16 protein-coding genes are annotated in these 18,056 nt (G+C 73.9%); 8 read left to right on the plus strand and 8 right to left on the minus strand.

The annotated features are described in order from the left end of the window. Window positions 1–45: 45 nt before the first annotated feature. Window positions 46–402 (minus strand): DUF202 domain-containing protein, encoded by a 357-nt coding sequence (locus ACWGKI_RS00005; protein ID WP_380240462.1) that lies wholly within the window; start codon window positions 400–402, stop codon window positions 46–48. A 7-nt stretch (window positions 403–409) separates the two neighbouring features. After that, window positions 410–772: a YidH family protein gene (locus ACWGKI_RS00010; RefSeq protein ID WP_452183643.1), complete on the minus strand. Its 363-nt coding sequence runs from the start codon at window positions 770–772 to the stop codon at window positions 410–412. An 83-nt stretch (window positions 773–855) separates the two neighbouring features. Between ACWGKI_RS00010 and ACWGKI_RS00015 the strand changes: the two genes are divergently transcribed. The 7 genes from ACWGKI_RS00015 to ACWGKI_RS00045 all read left to right on the plus strand — a co-directional run bounded on the left by ACWGKI_RS00015 (window position 856) and on the right by ACWGKI_RS00045 (window position 7,290). Continuing rightward, entirely contained in the window at window positions 856–1,641 is a 786-nt protein-coding gene (locus ACWGKI_RS00015) for an isocitrate lyase/PEP mutase family protein (protein WP_452183644.1), read from the plus strand. Between the two features lie 86 nt (window positions 1,642–1,727). Then, the gene (locus tag ACWGKI_RS00020) at window positions 1,728–3,185 is read left to right on the plus strand and encodes an HNH endonuclease signature motif containing protein (protein WP_452183646.1); all 1,458 of its coding nucleotides are present in this window, start codon (window positions 1,728–1,730) and stop codon (window positions 3,183–3,185) included. 181 nt (window positions 3,186–3,366) lie between these two features. After that, window positions 3,367–4,065 carry a fasciclin domain-containing protein gene (locus tag ACWGKI_RS00025; protein WP_452183648.1) on the plus strand — a complete coding sequence of 233 codons (699 nt, stop codon included), beginning with the start codon at window positions 3,367–3,369 and terminating at the stop codon, window positions 4,063–4,065. Between the two features lie 155 nt (window positions 4,066–4,220). Then, complete coding sequence (locus ACWGKI_RS00030) at window positions 4,221–5,114, plus strand: DUF4397 domain-containing protein (protein ID WP_452183650.1); 894 nt, start codon at window positions 4,221–4,223, stop codon at window positions 5,112–5,114. Next, complete coding sequence (locus ACWGKI_RS00035) at window positions 5,111–5,812, plus strand: class F sortase (RefSeq protein WP_452183652.1); 702 nt, start codon at window positions 5,111–5,113, stop codon at window positions 5,810–5,812. Before ACWGKI_RS00030 ends, ACWGKI_RS00035 begins: the two co-directional genes overlap by 4 nt. 175 nt (window positions 5,813–5,987) lie before the next feature. Beyond that, window positions 5,988–6,533: an RNA polymerase sigma factor gene (locus ACWGKI_RS00040; RefSeq protein WP_452183654.1), complete on the plus strand. Its 546-nt coding sequence runs from the start codon at window positions 5,988–5,990 to the stop codon at window positions 6,531–6,533. Further along, window positions 6,517–7,290: an anti-sigma factor gene (locus ACWGKI_RS00045; protein ID WP_452183656.1), complete on the plus strand. Its 774-nt coding sequence runs from the start codon at window positions 6,517–6,519 to the stop codon at window positions 7,288–7,290. The genes ACWGKI_RS00040 and ACWGKI_RS00045 overlap by 17 nt, the downstream gene beginning before the upstream one ends. Before the next feature lie 33 nt (window positions 7,291–7,323). On the opposite strand, the gene ACWGKI_RS00050 is transcribed toward ACWGKI_RS00045, so the two are convergent. The 4 genes from ACWGKI_RS00050 to ACWGKI_RS00065 all read right to left on the minus strand — a co-directional run bounded on the left by ACWGKI_RS00050 (window position 7,324) and on the right by ACWGKI_RS00065 (window position 11,276). Next, window positions 7,324–8,598, minus strand: coding sequence for an arginine deiminase (locus tag ACWGKI_RS00050; RefSeq protein WP_452183658.1), 1,275 nt, complete (start codon window positions 8,596–8,598; stop codon window positions 7,324–7,326). A gap of 38 nt (window positions 8,599–8,636) precedes the next feature. Continuing rightward, window positions 8,637–10,094 (minus strand): basic amino acid/polyamine antiporter, encoded by a 1,458-nt coding sequence (locus ACWGKI_RS00055; RefSeq protein WP_452183660.1) that lies wholly within the window; start codon window positions 10,092–10,094, stop codon window positions 8,637–8,639. A gap of 112 nt (window positions 10,095–10,206) precedes the next feature. Further along, on the minus strand, window positions 10,207–10,764 hold the full coding sequence (locus ACWGKI_RS00060) for a hypothetical protein (RefSeq protein ID WP_452183661.1): 558 nt from the start codon (window positions 10,762–10,764) through the stop codon (window positions 10,207–10,209). A 56-nt stretch (window positions 10,765–10,820) separates the two neighbouring features. After that, the gene (locus tag ACWGKI_RS00065; protein WP_452183663.1) at window positions 10,821–11,276 is read right to left on the minus strand and encodes a DUF2255 family protein; all 456 of its coding nucleotides are present in this window, start codon (window positions 11,274–11,276) and stop codon (window positions 10,821–10,823) included. Between the two features lie 235 nt (window positions 11,277–11,511). Here ACWGKI_RS00065 and ACWGKI_RS00070 point away from each other — a divergent pair, with 235 nt between their 5' ends. Next, window positions 11,512–13,422, plus strand: a complete 1,911-nt coding sequence (locus tag ACWGKI_RS00070) for an alkyl/aryl-sulfatase (protein ID WP_452183665.1) — start codon at window positions 11,512–11,514, stop codon at window positions 13,420–13,422. A gap of 21 nt (window positions 13,423–13,443) precedes the next feature. Here ACWGKI_RS00070 and ACWGKI_RS00075 read toward each other — a convergent pair whose 3' ends face one another. Together ACWGKI_RS00075 and ACWGKI_RS00080 are read right to left on the minus strand one after the other, a co-directional pair. Beyond that, complete coding sequence (locus ACWGKI_RS00075; RefSeq protein WP_452183667.1) at window positions 13,444–16,188, minus strand: cation-translocating P-type ATPase; 2,745 nt, start codon at window positions 16,186–16,188, stop codon at window positions 13,444–13,446. Between the two features lie 37 nt (window positions 16,189–16,225). Next, entirely contained in the window at window positions 16,226–17,926 is a 1,701-nt protein-coding gene (locus ACWGKI_RS00080) for an FAD-dependent oxidoreductase (protein ID WP_452183670.1), read from the minus strand. Window positions 17,927–18,056 lie beyond the last annotated feature (130 nt).

An 18,056-nucleotide genomic window follows, 5' to 3' on the forward strand; every position in this document is an offset into this window, starting at 1 on the left:
CGTTCTGAACGCTCAGAACGTGCGCAACCACCTGTTCGGCGCTCGCTAGAAGACGACGACGGCGACCAGCCCGGCCAGTCCCAGCACGGCCGTGCCCGCGCACATGAGGACGATGCGCCGACCGTGGCGGAGGCGCGGCTCGGTCGTGTCCAGGTGTCGCGACGTGTGGCGCCGGTGCCGCGCGGCGAACCACCACAACGGCGGCGTCAGCACCAGGGCGACCGCCGCCGCGATCGCGAACGACGACGGTCCGTCGACACCGGGCAGCGTCTGCCACGCCACCGCGCACGCGGCGGTGAACGACAGCAGCGTGCGCCGCCACGCGAGGGCCGTGCGCTCCACCTGCAGGCCCCGGTCACGTTCGGGGCCGACGAGCGGCGGATCGGGTCGGTCGGCGGTCATCGGTGCCTCAGTGCAGCAGCAGGGCGAGCAGGACGAGGACGCCGACGACGAAGATCGTCAGCACCAGGAGGAACCCGGTGCTCGCGCCGGGCAGCGGGCCGTGCTCGCGCATCGCCCGCTCGGACCGCGCCCACTCGACCGCCGCGGCGACCGGGACGACCGCGCCCGCCACGAGCAGGACGATCGACGCCGCGAGGCGCAGGTTCGGCTCCATCGGCAGGTCGAGCGCCTCGAGAGCCGTACCGCCGGCGATCAGCCCCAGGGCGGTGCGCAGCCACGCGAGGATCGTGCGCTCGTTGGCGAGGGAGAACCGCGGGTCGGGTTCCGTGCCCTTCTCGTAGACCCACCGGGGGAAGCGCTCGCGGCTCACGAGGCCCGAGCCTAGCGACCGACGTCGCCCGGGGCGCGGCGGGCTCCGGACCGCCGTCGGTGGTCGTGGCTAGCGTCGGTGCCATGACGACGGACTTCCTCGCCCTGCACCGTCCCGGCGACCCGCTGCTGCTGCCGAACGCCTGGGACGCGGGGTCCGCACGCATCCTGCAGTCCCTCGGATTCGCCGCCGTCGCGACGACGAGCAGCGGGTTCGCCGCGACGCTGGGCCGCCCCGACGGCGCCGCGACCCGTGACGAGACGCTCGCGCACGCCGCCGCCCTCGTGGCCGCCGTCGACGTGCCGGTGAGCGCCGACCTCGAGGACGGCTTCGCCGACGCGCCCGCCGACGTCTCGTCGGTCGTCGCCGCCGCCCGGGCCACCGGGCTCGCAGGATGCTCGATCGAGGACGCGACGGGCCGCGCGGACCAGCCCGTCCACGACCGGGGACTCGCCGTCGAGCGGGTCGCCGCTGCCGCCGAGGCGGCCGGAGACGTCGTGCTCACGGCCCGCTGCGAGAACCACCTCTACGGCCGTGACGACCTCGCCGACACGATCGCACGGCTGCAGGCGTACCAGGAGGCGGGCGCCGACGTGCTGTACGCGCCCGGGCTGCACGACCTCACGCAGGTCGCGACCGTCTGCCGGGAGGTGGACCGGCCCGTCAACGCGCTGCTCGTGGCCGGCGGCCCTCCGCCCGGCGAGCTCGCGGAGGCCGGCGTCGCGCGGATCTCCGTGGGCGGCACGCTCGCGTGGGTCGCCCTGTCCGCGCTGGTCGACGCGGCGCGGGAGCTCCAGGACGGCGGGACCGGCTTCCTCGACCGCACCGGTCCGGCGCGCGAGATCATGCCCCGGGCGTTTCGGAGCTGACTGGCCGGGCGACCGGCGGCGGCGCTTTTCCACAGGTTGTGCACCACGCCGCGGGGAGCGGCTCGCGCCTGGCTAGGATCGAACGCATGTTCGAGGACGGTGGGAGCGGCGGCGGTCGCGAGGGCCAGGGCGAGGCGCCCGACAGCCCCGCGCCGTGGGACCCCCTGCTCTCGCCCGTGGGCGAGCCGACGGTGCACGACGTGTCCGCCGCACTCGACGACCTGGCGACCCTCCAGGCGCGGATCGACGCCCTGGAGGGCGAGAAGCTCCTGGCCGTGGAGCGGGCACGACGGACAGCCGGGCAGTGCGAGACCGCCCTCCTCGCGGATGAGGAGGTCCAGGTGCTGCGTGCGGGCGCGGACCGCCGGCACCAGCTGGCCCGCCGCGCGTTCGTCGCCGACGTGGCCACCACGCTCCGCCTCGGAGAGCAGCAGGCGCAGCATCTCGTCGACACGGCACAGACCCTGACGTCCGCCGGGTCCGCCACCCTGCACGAGCTGTGCCGGGGCAAGATCGGTGCGGCGCACGCACGGGCGACGGCTGACGCCCTCGTCGACCTGCCCGACGCCCCCGCCCGGGCAGCCGTGCAAGCCGCCACGCTGCCGGAGGCAGCGACCTCGACCCTTACGCAGTTCCGCGCCCGCCTGCGCCGCGCTCGCGACCGCGCGCACCCCGAGCCGTTCACCGCGCGACACGACAAGGCTCTCGAGAAGCGCGCCGTGTTCGTCGACCCCGCAGCCGACGGCATGGCTTGGCTCAGCGCCTGCCTCCCCGCCACGACGGCCCACGCGGCATACGACCGACTCACGCGTGCAGGCCGCGCGGCGCGAGACGCCGGCGACCCACGCTCGCTCCCCCAGCTGCGCGCGGACGCCTACGCCGCGCTCCTGCTCGCCGGAGCCGACGACGTCGCACCTCCAGCCGCCCCCGCGACGGCCCCGCGCCCGGTCAAGGCGGCCGCCACCACGACAGCGGCGGTCGACGACGGCGGCGTCCCGGACCTTGCCGACCAGGCCCGCCGGATCACGCCCCGGGTCCACGTCACCGTCCCGGTGATGGCGCTGCTCGACCGGTCGACCGACCCCGCCGAGCTCGCCGGACACGGCCCGATCGACCCGCGGGTGGCGTCGTCCCTGACGGCGGCGGCACCGTCGCTGCGCCGCCTGCTCGTGGACCCCACGTCCGGCACGGTCCTCGCGACCGACCCGGGCACCTACACCGTCCCCGCGGCACTGCGGGCGTACCTGGAGGCCCGCGACGGGCGCTGCCGCTTCCCCGGCTGCACCCGCGCCGCCGAGCACTGCGACGTCGACCACACGGTCGCGTGGGCTGACGGCGGGCGCACCGTCGCGGACAACCTGGCCCACCTCTGCCGCCGGCACCACGTCCTGAAGCACCAGACGCGCTGGTCGGCGACCCAGGCGCCTGACGGCACGATGGTCTGGACGTCGCCCACCGGCCGCGTCACCCGTGACCCGGTGGCCGACCCCGTCGACCTCACCGGGCGAGAGCTCCGCCCGCCCGACGCTCCCGACCCACCCTGAGGAACGCCCGCAGCTCCACCGTGTTGACGACGAGCGCCGGACGAGGGCCCGGGAGGCACGGGCACACCCGCCTGCCTCGTGCTGCATCCGGAACGCCCCTGCCGACCGAAGAGCAGACGGGTGCACCCGCACCCGGCGGCCGCAGGGCCGTGCCTCGAAGACCACGAAGGAGTCGATGACGATGAAGCTTCGAACTGCTGCCCGGACCACCTGGGCCGCCGCGTGCGTGGCGACGCTCGGCCTGCTGGGGACGGCCGCCGCCACGACCGCGACGGCGGCCCCTGCCGCCGGGACGATCAGCGCGGGGACGATCAGCGCGGGCACCGGCGACGCGGGCACGAACAGCCTGGCTGCGGTCCTCGCCGCCGACGGCGACACGTTCGACCACAACTGGTACGACTTCGACGTGGTCGACCAGGCGGTCGCCGCCGTGCTGGCCGCGAAGCCGGACAGCCCGGTGGCGGTCCTCGCCGACGGCACGGTCCCCCTGACCGCGTTCCTGCCGAACGACCGCGCCTTCCAGCTCCTCGCGTTCGACCTGACGCACCGCTGGGAGCGCACCGAGCAGGGTGTGCTGACCCGGATCGCCGGGGCGGTGGGGATCGACGCGGTGGAGGCGGTGCTGCTGTACCACGTCGTCCCGGGCGCGACGATCGACTCCCGCCAGGCACTGCGGTCGGACGACGCCCGCCTGACGACCGCACTGGGGCCGACGTTCCGCGTCGACGTCCTGAGCCGGAGGGTGCCGCTCGTGCGTCTCGTGGACCAGGACCGCAACGACTTCAACCCGTTCCTGGTGCCGAGCAAGCTGGACATCAACAAGGGCAACCTGCAGATCGCGCACGGCATCACCGCCGTGCTCCGGCCGATCGACCTCTGACGCCCTGACCGAGGGCCCCGTCGGTGCGCCGGCGGGGCCCTCGGCACGCACGACGAACATCGGCCCGAGTGCATCCGTCCGTACCTCTGCGACCGAAGGAGGGGTGTCAGGACAGGGCGGTCCGGGCACCGGACGCCACGATCACGGGAGGGACCATGGAACGCACCGCACGACGGAACGTCGTCCTGGTGGGAGTCACCACCTTCGCCACCCTCGGACTGTGCGCGGTCGGGCTCGCCCCGGCCGTCGCCGCAGACGACGGTGCCCAGCTGTCCGTCATGCACGGCGTCCCGGACACACCGGTCGATGTGTGGGTGGACGGCGACCTCACGGTCGACGACTTCCAGCCCGGAGACATGGCCGGACCGCTGGACCTGCCGGCAGGTACGTACTCCGTCGCCATCACCGCCCCGGACGCCGAGGACGCGAGCGACCCGGTGATCGGGCCGGTGGACCTCGACCTCGAGGCGGGCGGCAACTACACCGCCGTGGCCCACCTGGACACCGACGGCAAACCCACGGCCACCCTCTTCACCAACGACACGTCGGCGACCAAGGCCGGAGACGGGCGCCTCACCGTCCGGCACGTCGCCGCCGCACCGGCCGTGGACGTGCTGGCCGGAGGCGAGGCCGTGATCAGCGGGCTGGAGAACCCTGACGAGAAGGTCCTCGACCTTCCCGCCGGCACCGTCTCGGCCTCCGTGGCCGCGGCCGGCACCACCGACCCCCTGCTCGGGCCGACGGACGTCAAGGTCGCCGACGGCGTCAACACGATCGTCTACGCGTGGGGCAGCCTCGATGACGACACGCTCGCCCTCGCCACCCAGACCGTCGACGGGCTCCACTCGGCGCCCCACGGCGTGCCTGCGGGGATGTCCGGGCTCGCTGCCGACGCGCTGGCGCCGAGCACCACCTTCAGCGCCGGCGCCCTGCTCGCGGGCAGCGCCATCGTCGGGCTGTTCCTCACCGTCGCCACCGTGATGCTGGTCAAGGCAGCGCGCGAGCACGCCCGCGAGCACGCGCACCGTCCCGGCGCGGCCCGTCGATGACGTCGCACGCCAGCTCCGCCGCGGCGCGGCAGGTCGGCACCATCGCCGGCCGCGCCGCGGCGGTCGTGCTCGCGGTGACGCTGTCCGCGTGCTCCGCGGCTGCCCCGACAGCAGCTCCCGAGACCACGGCCACCGGCAACTCGGCCACCGGCACCTCGCCGCAGGTCGCCGCTCCCGCACCGGCCCGCCACACCGGCGCCCGCACGAACGTGGTTCCCGTGCGGCCCGCGCAGGACGTGCCGCCCCCGACCCCACCGGCCCCGACCCGGGTCCAGATCCCCGACCTCGCCGTCGACCTCCCGGTCCAGGCGGTCGGTGTCGACGAGCAGGACAGCATGGAGCTGCCCGGGTCCGCGGACGTCGCGGGGTGGTACCGGTTCGGCGCGGCCCCGGCGAGCCCCGCGGGCGCGACGACCATCGCCGCGCACGTCGACGACGTGGACAGCGTGGGCCCGTTCGCCCGGCTGCGCCGTGCCACGCCGGGAACCGCGGTGCGGGTCCGCACCGCCGACGGCACCACGCACAACTACACAGTGGAACGGGTCCAGGCCACGGCCAAGTCCGACGTCGTGGCCGACCGTCTCTTCGACCGGACGGGACGCCCGCGGCTCCTGCTCGTCACCTGCGGCGGCGAGTGGGACGCCCGGGCCCACTCCTACTCGGACAACGTCGTCGTGACCGCGGTACCTCAGGGGTGACCGCGGCGACGTCCCGCCGCGGCGGGCCGCCTGCCAACCGCTGGCCTGCCGGGGTCCGCCGCCCTACGATCGGCCGTGTCCCCCCGCGGACAGCCAGCTCGCCGCGGAACCGGCCCGATCCCGAGGACATGCCCTGAACCGCGACGACGCGCAGCACGACGAGTCGGACGTCGCCGTGCGGCGTCTGGGGCAACGCTTCGCCGCCGGGGACGAGGCGGCACTCGCGGAGGCCTACCAGCGGTGGTCGTCGCTCGTCCACACGATGGCCCTGCGTTCGCTCGGCTCGCGCACGGACGCCGAGGACGTCACGCAACAGGTCTTCGTCTCCGCGTGGCGGGGACGCGACCGCTACGACCCGACGAGGTCCCGGCTGCCCGCCTGGTTGGTGGGGATCACCCGGCACGCCGTCGCCGACGCGCACGAGGCCCGGGCTCGTGTCCGCCGGTCGCAGGACGCCGCGGCCCGGCAGGTGGCTCCCGCGGCCCCGGGGCCGGACTCGCCCGTCGACCGCGTCGCCGACCGGATCGTGATCGACGACGAGCTGCGGCGGCTGGGCGACCCCGCCGGCACGATCTTGCGCCTGGCGTTCTTCCGAGGACTCACCCACACGCAGATCGCGCAGGAGCTGGGGCTCCCGCTCGGTACGGTCAAGAGTCACGTACGACGGAGCCTGCTGAGGCTCCGGGACCGATTGGAGGTGGACGATGCCGCACGTGGATGACGAGTCGTTGGCGCTCTACGCGCTCGGCGAGGACGTGCTCGAGCCGGACCAGCGCGCCCACCTCGACACCTGTCCCACCTGCGCGCGGACGGTGCAGGAGCTGTCCCGCGTCACCTCCGGCGCGCGGACGGCGGAGGGAGACCCCGAGCTCGTGCCTCCCGCGCCGGACGTCTGGTCGCGGATCCATGCGGAGCTGGCGCTCACGGACGTCCCGGCGGTGCTGCCACGGCAGGAGCCTCCGGGCGCAACGGCTCCCGGGACCGCCGGCGCGCCCGTCACCCCCGGCGCGCCGCAGGACGAGCTGGCGTCGCGCCGCGCGCGGCGATCCTGGATGCCCGTTCTCGTCGCGGCGTGCACGGCGCTGGTGCTGGGTCTGGTCGGCGGTGTGCTCTGGGAGCGGCGCACCCTGGAGCCGCCGGAGACGACGATCGCCAGCGCGGTGCTGGAGCCGCTGCCGGACTGGGCCGGCTCCTCGGGAGAGGCTGTCGTCCGGACGACGGGTGACGGGCGACGCGAGATCGTCGTCTCGGTGGACGCGCCGGCGCCTGCGGGCACGTACCGCGAGGTGTGGCTGCTCCGGCCGGACGTGAGCGGCCTGGTCAGCCTCGGTGTGCTGGAGGGCGACCACGGGCAGTTCGAGGTGCCTGAGGGTCTCGACCTCGCCGACTATCCCGTGGTGGACGTCTCCGAGGAGCAGCTCGACGGCGACCCGGCGCACTCGGGGGACTCGGTGGTCCGCGGGTCGCTCGCCATCTGACCGCCTGCCCGCCCCGGCGCCCGCCGGGCGCGGTCAGTCGAGCGGGTCCCGGGAGAGGGGGCAGGTCATGCAGTGGCCGCCACCGCGGCCCCGGCCGAGCTCCGCGCCGACGATGGTGATGACCTCCACCCCGGCGCGGCGGAGCGCGGCGTTGGTCTGGGTGTTGCGGTCGTAGGTGAACACGACGCCGGGCTCGAGGGCGACGGCGTTGTTGCCGGAGTCCCACTGCTGCCGCTCGGAGGCGTACACGTCGCCGGCGGTCTCGACGACGCGCAGTCGCGGGAGGCCGAGCGACCGTGCCACGACGTCGACGAACGGGGTGTCGCCCTCGTCCGTGACCTCGACGCCGGGTGCCTTGTCGGAGGGGCGCAGGGTGAACGCGTGGATGCCGTCGACGATCGTCGGGTGCACCGTGACGAGGTCACGGTCGGCGAACGTGAAGACGGTGTCGAGGTGCATCGCCGCACGAAGTCGCGGCATCCCCGCGACGACCACCTGCTCGGCGGCGCCGCCGTCGAACAGCGCCTTCGCGAGCTGGGTGATGCCCTGCCGCGACGTGCGCTCGCTCATCCCGACGAGGACGGTGCCGTGCCCGGCGGGCATGACGTCCCCGCCCTCGACGGTGGCCTGCGCCCAGTCCTCCTCGGGGTCGCCCCACCAGACGGTGGAGTCCCGGTACTCGGGGTGGAAGGAGTAGATCGCCTTCATCAGGAGGGTCTCGTCCTTGCGCACCGGCCAGAACAGGGGGTTGAGGGTGAGCCCGCCGTAGACCCAGCACGTGGTGTCGCGCGTGTACAGCGTGTTGGGCAGTGGCGGCAGCAGGTACTCGGGCGTGCCGGTGGACTCGCGCGCGAGGTTCACGTAGTCGCTGCGGTAGTCCGGGGGCAGGTCGTGGGTGGACAGGCCGCCGAGGAGGAACCGCGACAGCTCGCGGTCGGTGAGGGACTCCAGGTAGGCGCGCGTGCCCTCCACGAGCCCCAGGCCGACCCGGTTCGGCACGACCTTGCGGTCGAGCAGCCACGAGCGGGCCTCGGGGATCGCCATGGTCTGCGCCAGCAGGTCGTGCAGCTCGACGACCTCCACCCCGCGGTTGGTGAGCTTGTTGACGAAGTCGAGGTGGTCACGCTGCGCGGACTCCACCCACATGACGTCGTCGAACAGCAGGTCGTCCGAGTTGGTGGGGGTGAGGCGCTCGTGGGCGAGGCCGGGCGAGCAGACCAGCACCTTCCGCAGGCGGCCGACCTCCGAGTGGACGCCGTGGGCGGGGACGGCGGGCTGCGCGGACGGTGCGGGCGGTGCGGAGGTCATGGCGGAACCTTTCGGTCGGCGGTGCGGTCGGTCGATGGCTAGATGCCGATCCAGCCCGCGGCGAGGCCGATCACCGCGACCACGGCGATCGCCGTCACCACCACGAACATGAGGAGCTCGGCAGGGGTGAACACCTGACGGCCCTGCTCTCGACGCGTCATGCGGAACAGGATCGTGGCGGGGGCGTAGAAGATGAAGGAGACGAGCACGAGGCCGAACCCGGCCGCGAAGACGAGGAACGCGGTGTAGAGCACCGCCAGGACGGCGATCACCATGTCGCCGGCGAGGGTGGACGGCATCGCGCCGCCGTAGGTCTCGCGGGTGACGCGCAGCTTGAGGGCGTACAGCGCGGCGAGCAGGAACGGGATGAGGGTCATGACGGCGGTCATGTCGAGGGCGAAGTCGAACGCGTCCTCGGAGAAGTAGGTGAGGATCAGCACGACCTGCGACAGGGACGTGCTCAGGAGCAGCGCGTTGACCGGCACGTCCTGCGCCGTCTGCCGGGCGAGGAAGCGCGGCATATCGCGGTCCTTGGCGGCGACGAACAGCACCTCGGCCGCCATGAGCGTCCACGCCAGGTAGGCGCCGAGCACCGAGATGATCAGCCCGACGGCGACGAAGACGCTGCCCCACTCGCCCACGGCCGCCTCGAGCACCCCCGCCATCGACGGCTGGCGCAGTTCGGCGATCTCGCTCATCGGCAGGATGCCGTAGGACACGATCGTCACCGACGCGAAGACGGCGAGCACGCTCGCGAACCCGAGGATGGTGGCGCGTCCCACGTCCTCGCGGCGCTTCGCGTGGCGGGAGTAGACGCTGGCGCCCTCGACGCCGAGGAACACGAACACGGTCACCAGCATGGTGCCGCGCACCTGCTCGAACAGGTTGCCCGCGTAGTCCGCGCCGCCCCAGTTCTCCGCGAAGGCCTGCGGGTCGAAGGCGAAGAGGGCCAGCAGGACGAACACGATGATCGGGATGAGCTTGGCGACGGTGACGATCCGGTTGATCGCCGTCGCCTCCTTGACGCCGCGCCGCACCAGGAGGAAGAACAGCCACAGCCCGACGGTGCCGCACGCGATCGCGAGCAGCGTGTCCCCCTCGCCGAGGGCCGGCACCCACTGCCCGAGCGTGGACGTGATGAGCACCCAGTAGGTGACGTTCCCGACGCACGCGCTGGCCCAGTAGCCCGCCGCGGCGAAGAACCCCGTGTACTCGCCGAAGCCGGCCTTCGCGTAGGCGTAGACCCCGGCGTCGAGCTCGGGCTTGCGGATCGCCAGCCGCTGGAACACGTACGCGAGCATGAGCATGCCGGCGCCGGCGACGACCCACGCGACGAGCGCCCCGACGACGCCCGTCTCTGCCGCGAACCGGCTCGGCAGCGAGAACACGCCGGCGCCCACCATGGAACCGACGACCATCGCGGTGAGCGTCAGCAGCGACACCTTCGTCGTCCCCGGGGCAGCGCTGCCCGTCGTCGCGGTGCCTTCGTGCGCCATCCTCGATGTCCTCCTGGGATCGACCCGGCCGGACCTGCCCCGAGCGTCTCGAAGCGCTTGCCGCGACCGATCGTCGCACCGCAGCGGCGGGACCGCGCGGCGAAGGGCGGGCTCAGCCGTGCGCGAGGACCTCGAGCCCCACGACCGCCGCCCCGAGCGCCACCTCGGCCAGCAGGAGCAGCCACTTCTGCCAGGCCGGGACGGCGACACGCCGCACGGCGACGTAGCCGACGACCCCCAGGCTCACGAGGAGGGCGGTCGTCGACGCCGTGAGGGCGCCCTCCACCGTCCACGCACCACGGCCGGCGCACCACAGGAAGACCAGGGGCAGCACGACGACGCCCCCGGCGCTCGCGACCACGCCGACCATGTGCCGCCCTTCGGCCCGTGTGGGGAGCGCGCCGTGGACGACCACGTGGGAGACGAGCTCGGCGACGAGGACGGCGAGCAGCGTGCCGCCGACGGTGATGACCAGGGTGGTCGCCGCCTTGCCGGCCGTGAGCCCTTCGACGTGGCCGCGCAGCGCGAGCACCACGGCGAGCGCGGCGAACGTGACGTAGACGCGCTCCTTCAGCCGGGCGGCGCGCTGGTCGGGGGTGAGCTCGTCGCGCCGCTGCTGACGACGTCGGCGACGACGACGACGTGGGCTGGTGTCGGACTCACGGCTCATCGGCCGGCTCATCGGCGCCCCATGGTGGCACGGTAGGCCCGCGGCCGCGGGGGCGCTCAGCGGGCGGCGACGGCGCTCTCGACGACGCGGCGCCAGTCGCGGACCGCGCGTGCGAGGGCGAGCACGCGCTCCCGCCACGAGGCCCGGCGCGCGCGGATCCGGAACGTGGTGGCCGCGGCGGCGTCGGACACGACCTCGGCCACACGGTCGGGGGCGCAGGCGCCGTACTTGGCGCGGTAGGCGTCGTCGAGCAGGCCGTGCAGCTCCGGCTCCACCTCGGCGAGGACGACGGGTCGCTCGAGCACGCCGACCGAGCCGGCGACGCGCACGCGACCCTGGCCGGCGACGACGCCGGCGGGCCAGCGGGCTCCGGGGGCGGAGCGGACGAACAGGTCGCCGCCCACCTGCACGACCCAGGTCGGCAGGGCGGCCGCGCCGTCGACGACGATCTTGACGGTGCGGGCGGTGGCGACGGGGACGAGGTCCGGCAGGGTGGCGGCGGGTGAGTTCACAGCGGTGCTCCTTGCGGGACCGGCGGGCCCGGGTAGCACGCCGCACGGGACAACCGTGACGTGGGCCACGTCTATTCCCGGCGGCGCACGGCGGTGGTGGTGCGGTCGGGCCTCAGCACGGTCCTGGCGTGGTCCTGGCGTGCTCCCGGCGTGGTCCTGGTGTGGTCCGGTTGCGGTCCGGCCAGGGCCGGGTGACGGTGCTCCCAGGCCGATCCTGCACCCTCCCGGAGGCACGATGTCGTACTCACCGAAAGACCCGACGCCGACCACCACGTCCGCTCTCGCCGCGGCCCGTGCGCGCTACGCCCTGGACGACCGGGAGGACTACGACACCGCGCGCCGGGGCAAGGTCGCAGACGTCCCGGGAGGGCAGGTCCGGCTGGCCGACGGCACGGTGAGCTACGACGCGGGCGCGCTGGCCTTCCTCGACGACGACCACCAGGACGCGCCCGGCACGGTGGACGCCAGCCTGTGGCGGCAGTCCCAGCTGGTGCACGAGGCGGGCCTGTACCGGGTGGTCGACCGGATCCACCAGGTCCGCAACATCGACATCGGCAACCTCACCGTGGTGGAGGGCGACGCCGGGCTCGTCGTCATCGACTGCTCGTCGTCGGTCGAGGCGGCGACGACGGCGATGGCGCTGTACCGGGAGCACGTGGTGGACAAGCCGGTGGCCGCGGTGATCTACACCCACACGCACATCGACCACTACGGGGGCGTCAAGGGCGTGGTCGACGAGGCGGACGTCGTCGCGGGGCGGGTGCCGATCATCGCGCCCGGCACGGTCGCGAGCTTCGACAAGCACGCGATCGGCGAGAACGTCATCGCAGGGAACGCGATGAGCCGCCGCGCTGCCTACGCGTTCGGCAGCCTCCTGGAGCGCGACCCGCGCCAGGCGGTGTCGTGCGGCATCGGGTCCGCGACGGCCGACGGACCCACGGTCTCGTACATCTCCCCGACCGACCCGATCACCGAGACGGGCCAGCGCCGCGTCATCGAGGGTCTGACGTTCGAGTTCCTGTACGCGCCAGACACCGAGGCGCCGGAGGAGATGCACATCTGGATCCCCGAGCTCAAGGCCCTCACCTGCGCGGAGAACGCGAACCACACGCTGCACAACATCCAGACGCTGCGCGGCGCGCGCACCCGCGACGCCCGGAACTTCGCGCGGTACCTGGACGAGACGCTCGTGCGATGGGGCGACGAGGTCGAGGTGCACTACGGCCCGCACACGTGGCCGGTGTGGGGCAACGCCGAGGTGGTGGAGTTCCTCGAGTCGCAGCGCGACACCTACAAGTACCTGCACGACCAGGCGTTGCGGCTGGCCAACAAGGGGTTCACGCCGCTCGAAGCAGCCGAGGTCGTGGCCCTGCCCGAGGCGCTGGACCGGCGGTGGTTCAACCACGGCTACCACGGCACGCTGCACCACGACGTGCGCGCCGTGTTCACCAAGGAGCTAGGGATGTGGGACGGCGACCCGGTGTCCCTGCACCCGCACCCGCCGGTGGGCACGGCGGAGCGGTACGTGGCCGCGTTCGGCCGGGACGCGATCCTCGCGGAGGGCCGCCGGGCGGTCGACGCGGGCGACTACCGGTGGGCGGCGCAGGTGCTGCACCACCTCGTGTTCGCAGACCCGGACGACGCGGAGGCCAAGGACCTGCAGGCGGACGCCTACGAGCAGCTGGGCTACCAGGCGGAGGGCCCGCAGTGGCGCGGCATCTTCCTCACGGCGGCGCGCGAGCTGCGCGAGGGCGTGCTCGCGGCGCGGTTCGCGACGGCGAGCCCCGACTCGGTGAGCCACATGCCGGTGGACATCTTGTTCGACTTCGTCGCGGTGCACGTGATCGGCGAGAAGGCCGCCGACGTGGACCTGCGGTTCGACGTGGAGTTCACCGATCTGGGCGAGACGTGGTCGGCGTGGGTGCGGCGGGGCGTGCTCCACGCGCGGCAGGGCGCGAGCGCCGACGCGCCTCTCACGGTGCGTGCCCCGCGCCCGCTGGCTGCGGCCGCGCTGCTGCAGCCCGCAACGGCGGGTCGTCTCGCCGCGGCGGGGAAGATCACGCTGGACGGCGACGCCGCGGTGCTGGACGGGCTCGGCGAGGTTCTCGACGAGTTCGACCCGGACTTCCCGATCGTCACGCCCTGACGGTCACACCTGGCACACCTGTCACACCCGGCGCGACCGCGCGCGCCCGACCGCCTTCACCACCTCGACGAGGAGGAACACCACCACCGCGAGGCCGAGGGTCTTGCCCCACTCCGCCCAGCCGATCGCGGCGGACTCGAACCAGGTGTGCATGAAGGGCGCGTAGACGAACACGCACTGCAGAGCCACCAGCGAGACGGCCGAGATCCACACGACGCGGTTGCCGCGCAGGACGTCCACGGTGAGGCTCGACCTGTTCAGGAACCGGCAGCTGAAGAGGTAGGCGAGCTGGCCGAGCGCCAGCATCGTGACCGCGGAGGTCTGTGCCTGCGCCAGGGTGCCGCCCTGGGCGCGCTCGGCGTAGAAGACGAGCAGCGTGGCGCCGCCGATGAGCAGGGAGACCACGAGGATCCTGCGCACGAACGCGGCGTCGAGGATGGACGCCTTCGGGTCGCGGGGCGGGCGGGACATGATGTCCGGCTCAGCCTTCTCGTACGCGAGGCCGAGAGACAGGGTGACCGCGGTGATCATGTTGACCCACAGCACCTGCACGGGCGAGAGCGGCAGCGCGAGGCCGAACAGGACGGCGACGAGGATGACCAGGGACTGCGCCCCGTTGGTGGGCAGCAGGAACAGCACCGACTTGCGGATGTTGTCGTAGATCCGGCGCCCCTCTTCCACGGCGCGCTCGATGGTGGCGAAGTTGTCGTCGGCGAGCACCACCTCGGCGGCCTCCTTGGTCGCCTCGGTGCCCTTGATGCCCATGGCGACGCCGACGTCGGCCTGCGTGAGCGCGGGCGCGTCGTTGACGCCGTCGCCCGTCATCGCGACCACCTCGCCGTGCGACTGCAGCGCCGACACGATGCGGATCTTGTGCTCGGGGCTGGTGCGTGCGTACACGGAGACGTCCCGCACGACGGCGCGCAGCTCGTCCTTGCTCATCGCCTCCAGCTCGGCGCCGGTGAGGACCGGCGCGGCCGCGCCGTCGGCGCCCGGGGGGTCGACGATCCCCATCTCGCGGCCGATCGCGACGGCCGTCCCGGCGTGGTCGCCCGTGATCATCGTGACCCGCACCCCTGCGGCGCGGCACTCGGCGATGGCGTCGATCGCCTCGGGGCGCGGCGGGTCGACGATGCCGACCAGGCCGCACAGCTCCAGGCCGGTCTCCACGTCGGACGACGTCAGCGTGGCCGTGCCGGCGGCGCGGCGTGCGCGGGCGGCGGCGAGCACCCGCAGGCCGCGGCCGCCGATCTCGTCGATCTGCGCCTCCCAGAACGCGCGGTCGAGCGGCTGCGCGGACCCGTCCACCGCCGTCTGCGTGGTGCAGCGGTCGAGCACCCGGTCCGGTGCGCCCTTGACGTGCACGAGCAGCGCGCCGTCGGGGGCCTGGTCCAGCGTGGCCATGTACTTGGTCTCGGACTCGAACGGCACGACGGCCAGGCGCCGCCAGCCCTGCGTGTCGAAGCCTGCCTTCATCCCGAGGCTGCGCAGGGCGCCCTCGGTCGGCTCGCCGACGAGCCGCCAGCCGGCGTCGCCGTCCGCGTCACCGGGCACCACGCGGGCGTCGTTGCACAGCATCATGGCCGCGACGACGGCGGCGAGGTCGCCGTCGTCGGCCAGGTCCGCGTGCCGGCTCGACGCCCCCTCACCGAGGGTGATCTCGCCGGCCGGGGCGTATCCCGCGCCCTCGACGTCGTAGGTGCGGCCCGCGGTACGCACGGTGCGGGCCGTCATCTCGTTCTTCGTGAGCGTGCCCGTCTTGTCCGAGCAGATGGTGGTGACCGAGCCGAGCGTCTCGACGGCGGGCAGCTTGCGCGTGATGGCACGGCGGCGCGCCATCTGCTGCACGCCGAGCGCCAGGGTGATCGTCACCAGTGCAGGCAGACCTTCCGGCACCGCGGCCACGGCGAAGCCGATCGACGCGGACACCAGCTCCGGCACGGAGAAGTCGTGCACCACCCGGCCGATGACGACCATGACGACGGCCATCGCGAGGATGAGGCCCGCGAGCAGCTTGCCGAACCGGTCGAGCTGCCGGGTGAGCGGCGTCTCCAGGCTCGTGACCTCGGAGATCATCGTCTGGATGCGCCCGATCTCGGTGCGCTCGGCGGTGGCCGTCACCACCCCGACGCCCTGCCCGGCGGCCACGAGGGTGCCGGAGAACAGCATGCTGGTGCGGTCCCCCACCCCGGCGTCCGGGGCGACGGCGTCGACGCGTTTGCTCGCCGCGACGGACTCGCCCGTGAGCGCCGACTCCTCGACGCGCAGGTTGACCGCCTCCAGCAGGCGGACGTCGGCGGGGACGCGGTCCCCGGAGCGCACCCGCACCACGTCGCCGGGCACGACGTCGTCGGCGTCGACCTTGGCCCACGCGCCGTCCCGGCGCGCCTCGGCATGGACGGACAGCATCTGGCGGATGCCGTCGAGCGCGCTCTCGGCGCGCCCCTCCTGGATGAAGCCGATCGCCGCGTTGACCACCGCGACCAGCAGGATCACGGTGAAGTCGACCCAGTCGCCGAGGATCGCCTTGAGCACCGCGGCGACGAGCAGGATGTAGATGAGCACGTCGTCGAAGTGCACCAGGATCCGCTTCCACAGCGGGTCCTTCTGCGGCGGGGGCAGCCGGTTGGGCCCCACCTCCGCGAGGCGCGCCGCGGCGTCGGCGGCGGTCAGCCCGCCGTCGTCGGCCCGCAGCGCGGCGAGCACCTCCTGCGGGGGCGAGGCCCACGGCGTCGGCTCCGCGATGACGTCCTGGGCCTGGTCCATGCTGCCCATTCCACTCGCGTTGCCCCGGTCGCGCGCGTCAGGCGCCGAACTCCTGGGCCCGCAGCCAGGCGAGGTGGGAGTGCACCAGCGGCAGCACGGAGGCGCCCTCGCCGCTGGCGGACGCGACGCGCTTCATGGAGCCGGCGCGCACGTCGCCGACGGCGAAGACGCCGCGCAGGGTGGTCTCCAGGCTGGCCGGCGGACGGCCGTCGGCCCAGTCCTCCTGCGGCACGTCCCGGCCGGTGAGGACGAAGCCGTGGTCGTCGCGCGCGAGCCCGTCGGGCAGCCAGCCGCAGTCCGGCTCGGCACCGAGCAGGCAGAACAGGCCGTCCGCGTGCGTCTTCGAGCGCTCGCCGGTATCCAGGTCCTCCGTGATCAGCCACTGCAGGCGCCCGTCGCCCCCGCCGTCCGTGACGACGGTCCGCGGCCGCACCGCGATGGTCGGCGTCGCCGCAATCTCCCGCACCAGGTAGTCCGACATCGTCTCGGCGAGGCTGCCGCGGCGCACGAGGATCGTCACCGACCCGGCGAACTTCGCCAGGTGCACGGCCGCCTGGCCCGCCGAGTTGCCGCCGCCCACCACGACCACGTCCCGGTCCGCCATCTCCCGCGCCATCGAGCTCGCGGCGCCGTAGTAGACCCCCGCGCCCACGAGGTCGTCGAGGCCGGGCACGCCGAGCCGCCGGTACGAGACCCCCGTCGCGAGCACCACCGTGCGCGCGCACAGCTGCGCGCCGTCCACGTGCACGTGGTGGTGCTCGGGCTCGCCCGCGGGGCCCGGCTCGATCCGCGCCGCCGCGCGACCGGTGTAGAAGCGCGCCCCGAACCGGCCGGCCTGCACGCGCGACCGCTGCGCCAGCCGCATCCCGGAGATCCCGCGCGGGAAGCCCAGGTAGTTCCGGATCATCGAGCTCGACCCCGCCTGACCGCCGATGGCGTCGCGCTCCAGCACCACGGTCGACAGGCCCTCGGACGCCGCGTACACCGCGGCAGCGAGGCCCGCGGGGCCCGCGCCGACCACGGCGACGTCGGCGATCTCCCCGGGCGGGATGGAGTCGTAGCCGCCGTACATCGTCTCGGCGACGGCGGCCGGCGTCGCGCCCGACACCACGCGGCCGGCGAACGTGCGCACCACCGGCAGCGCCGCGTCGGGGTCCGCCTCCGCGAGGATCGCGCGCGCGTCCGCGTCGTCCGGCGCGATGACCCGGTTCGGGACGCCGAGCCGCTCCAGCAGGTCACGGATCGCGGCCGCCTCCCGGTCCCCCGGGGCGGCGACGATCTCGGTGGACGTCACGGTGGGGCGGGCCACGGACCAGCCCCACTCCGACAGCAGCTCCACGAGCGCCGTGTGGAACTCCTCGTCGCGCGCCCCCCGCGGGATGCCGACGAACGTGTCCATGTCGCGGCGCAGCAGGGCCGCGCGCATCTCGTCGAGGGCGTCCGCGTACTCGTCGCCCGAGATCAGCGCCACGCGCCGCGCGGTGGACACCACCGCGGGGACCTGGTGCAGCAGCTCGACGCCCGTCGAGTCCGGCAGCCGGCGCTCCGCAGCGATCATCGCGACCGGCACGCGTCCTGCCACCAGCTCACGCAGCCGGTCCAGCGCGGCGTCGGCCGACCCCACCAGCTCGATCCGGTAGTCACGGTCGTAGCGGGCACGGAACTCCTGCTCCACCTGCGCGGCGTGCGCGTCCGCGACGAGCAGGACGACCGGACGGTCGAGGGGGGTGTCGGGCATGCGGCCCAGGGTAGGGGGCGCACGACGTCCCGGCGCGGAGGCGCCGAGCACACATCTTGATCCGATCTTGAGCCGAACCGCAGGTCAACCCGAGGCGGGGTCCGCATGATCGGTGGTGCCGGTACACCCG

This window comes from Isoptericola sp. NPDC055881, assembly GCF_053615895.1.

Excerpts from the sequence above, each read along its gene's own strand:
- ACWGKI_RS00050 (WP_452183658.1), bottom strand. The coding sequence starts at position 8,598 with ATGACCTCCGCACCGCCCGCACCGTCCGCGCAGCCCGCCGTCCCCGCC.
- ACWGKI_RS00075 (WP_452183667.1), bottom strand. The coding sequence starts at position 16,188 with ATGGACCAGGCCCAGGACGTCATCGCGGAGCCGACGCCGTGGGCCTCG.
- ACWGKI_RS00060 (WP_452183661.1), bottom strand. The coding sequence starts at position 10,764 with ATGAGCCGTGAGTCCGACACCAGCCCACGTCGTCGTCGTCGCCGACGT.
- ACWGKI_RS00020 (WP_452183646.1), top strand. The coding sequence starts at position 1,728 with ATGTTCGAGGACGGTGGGAGCGGCGGCGGTCGCGAGGGCCAGGGCGAG.
- ACWGKI_RS00055 (WP_452183660.1), bottom strand. The coding sequence starts at position 10,094 with ATGGCGCACGAAGGCACCGCGACGACGGGCAGCGCTGCCCCGGGGACG.
- ACWGKI_RS00045 (WP_452183656.1), top strand. The coding sequence starts at position 6,517 with ATGCCGCACGTGGATGACGAGTCGTTGGCGCTCTACGCGCTCGGCGAG.
- ACWGKI_RS00035 (WP_452183652.1), top strand. The coding sequence starts at position 5,111 with ATGACGTCGCACGCCAGCTCCGCCGCGGCGCGGCAGGTCGGCACCATC.
- ACWGKI_RS00070 (WP_452183665.1), top strand. The coding sequence starts at position 11,512 with ATGTCGTACTCACCGAAAGACCCGACGCCGACCACCACGTCCGCTCTC.
- ACWGKI_RS00025 (WP_452183648.1), top strand. The coding sequence starts at position 3,367 with ATGAAGCTTCGAACTGCTGCCCGGACCACCTGGGCCGCCGCGTGCGTG.
- ACWGKI_RS00005 (WP_380240462.1), bottom strand. The coding sequence starts at position 402 with ATGACCGCCGACCGACCCGATCCGCCGCTCGTCGGCCCCGAACGTGAC.
- ACWGKI_RS00080 (WP_452183670.1), bottom strand. The coding sequence starts at position 17,926 with ATGCCCGACACCCCCCTCGACCGTCCGGTCGTCCTGCTCGTCGCGGAC.
- ACWGKI_RS00030 (WP_452183650.1), top strand. The coding sequence starts at position 4,221 with ATGGAACGCACCGCACGACGGAACGTCGTCCTGGTGGGAGTCACCACC.
- ACWGKI_RS00015 (WP_452183644.1), top strand. The coding sequence starts at position 856 with ATGACGACGGACTTCCTCGCCCTGCACCGTCCCGGCGACCCGCTGCTG.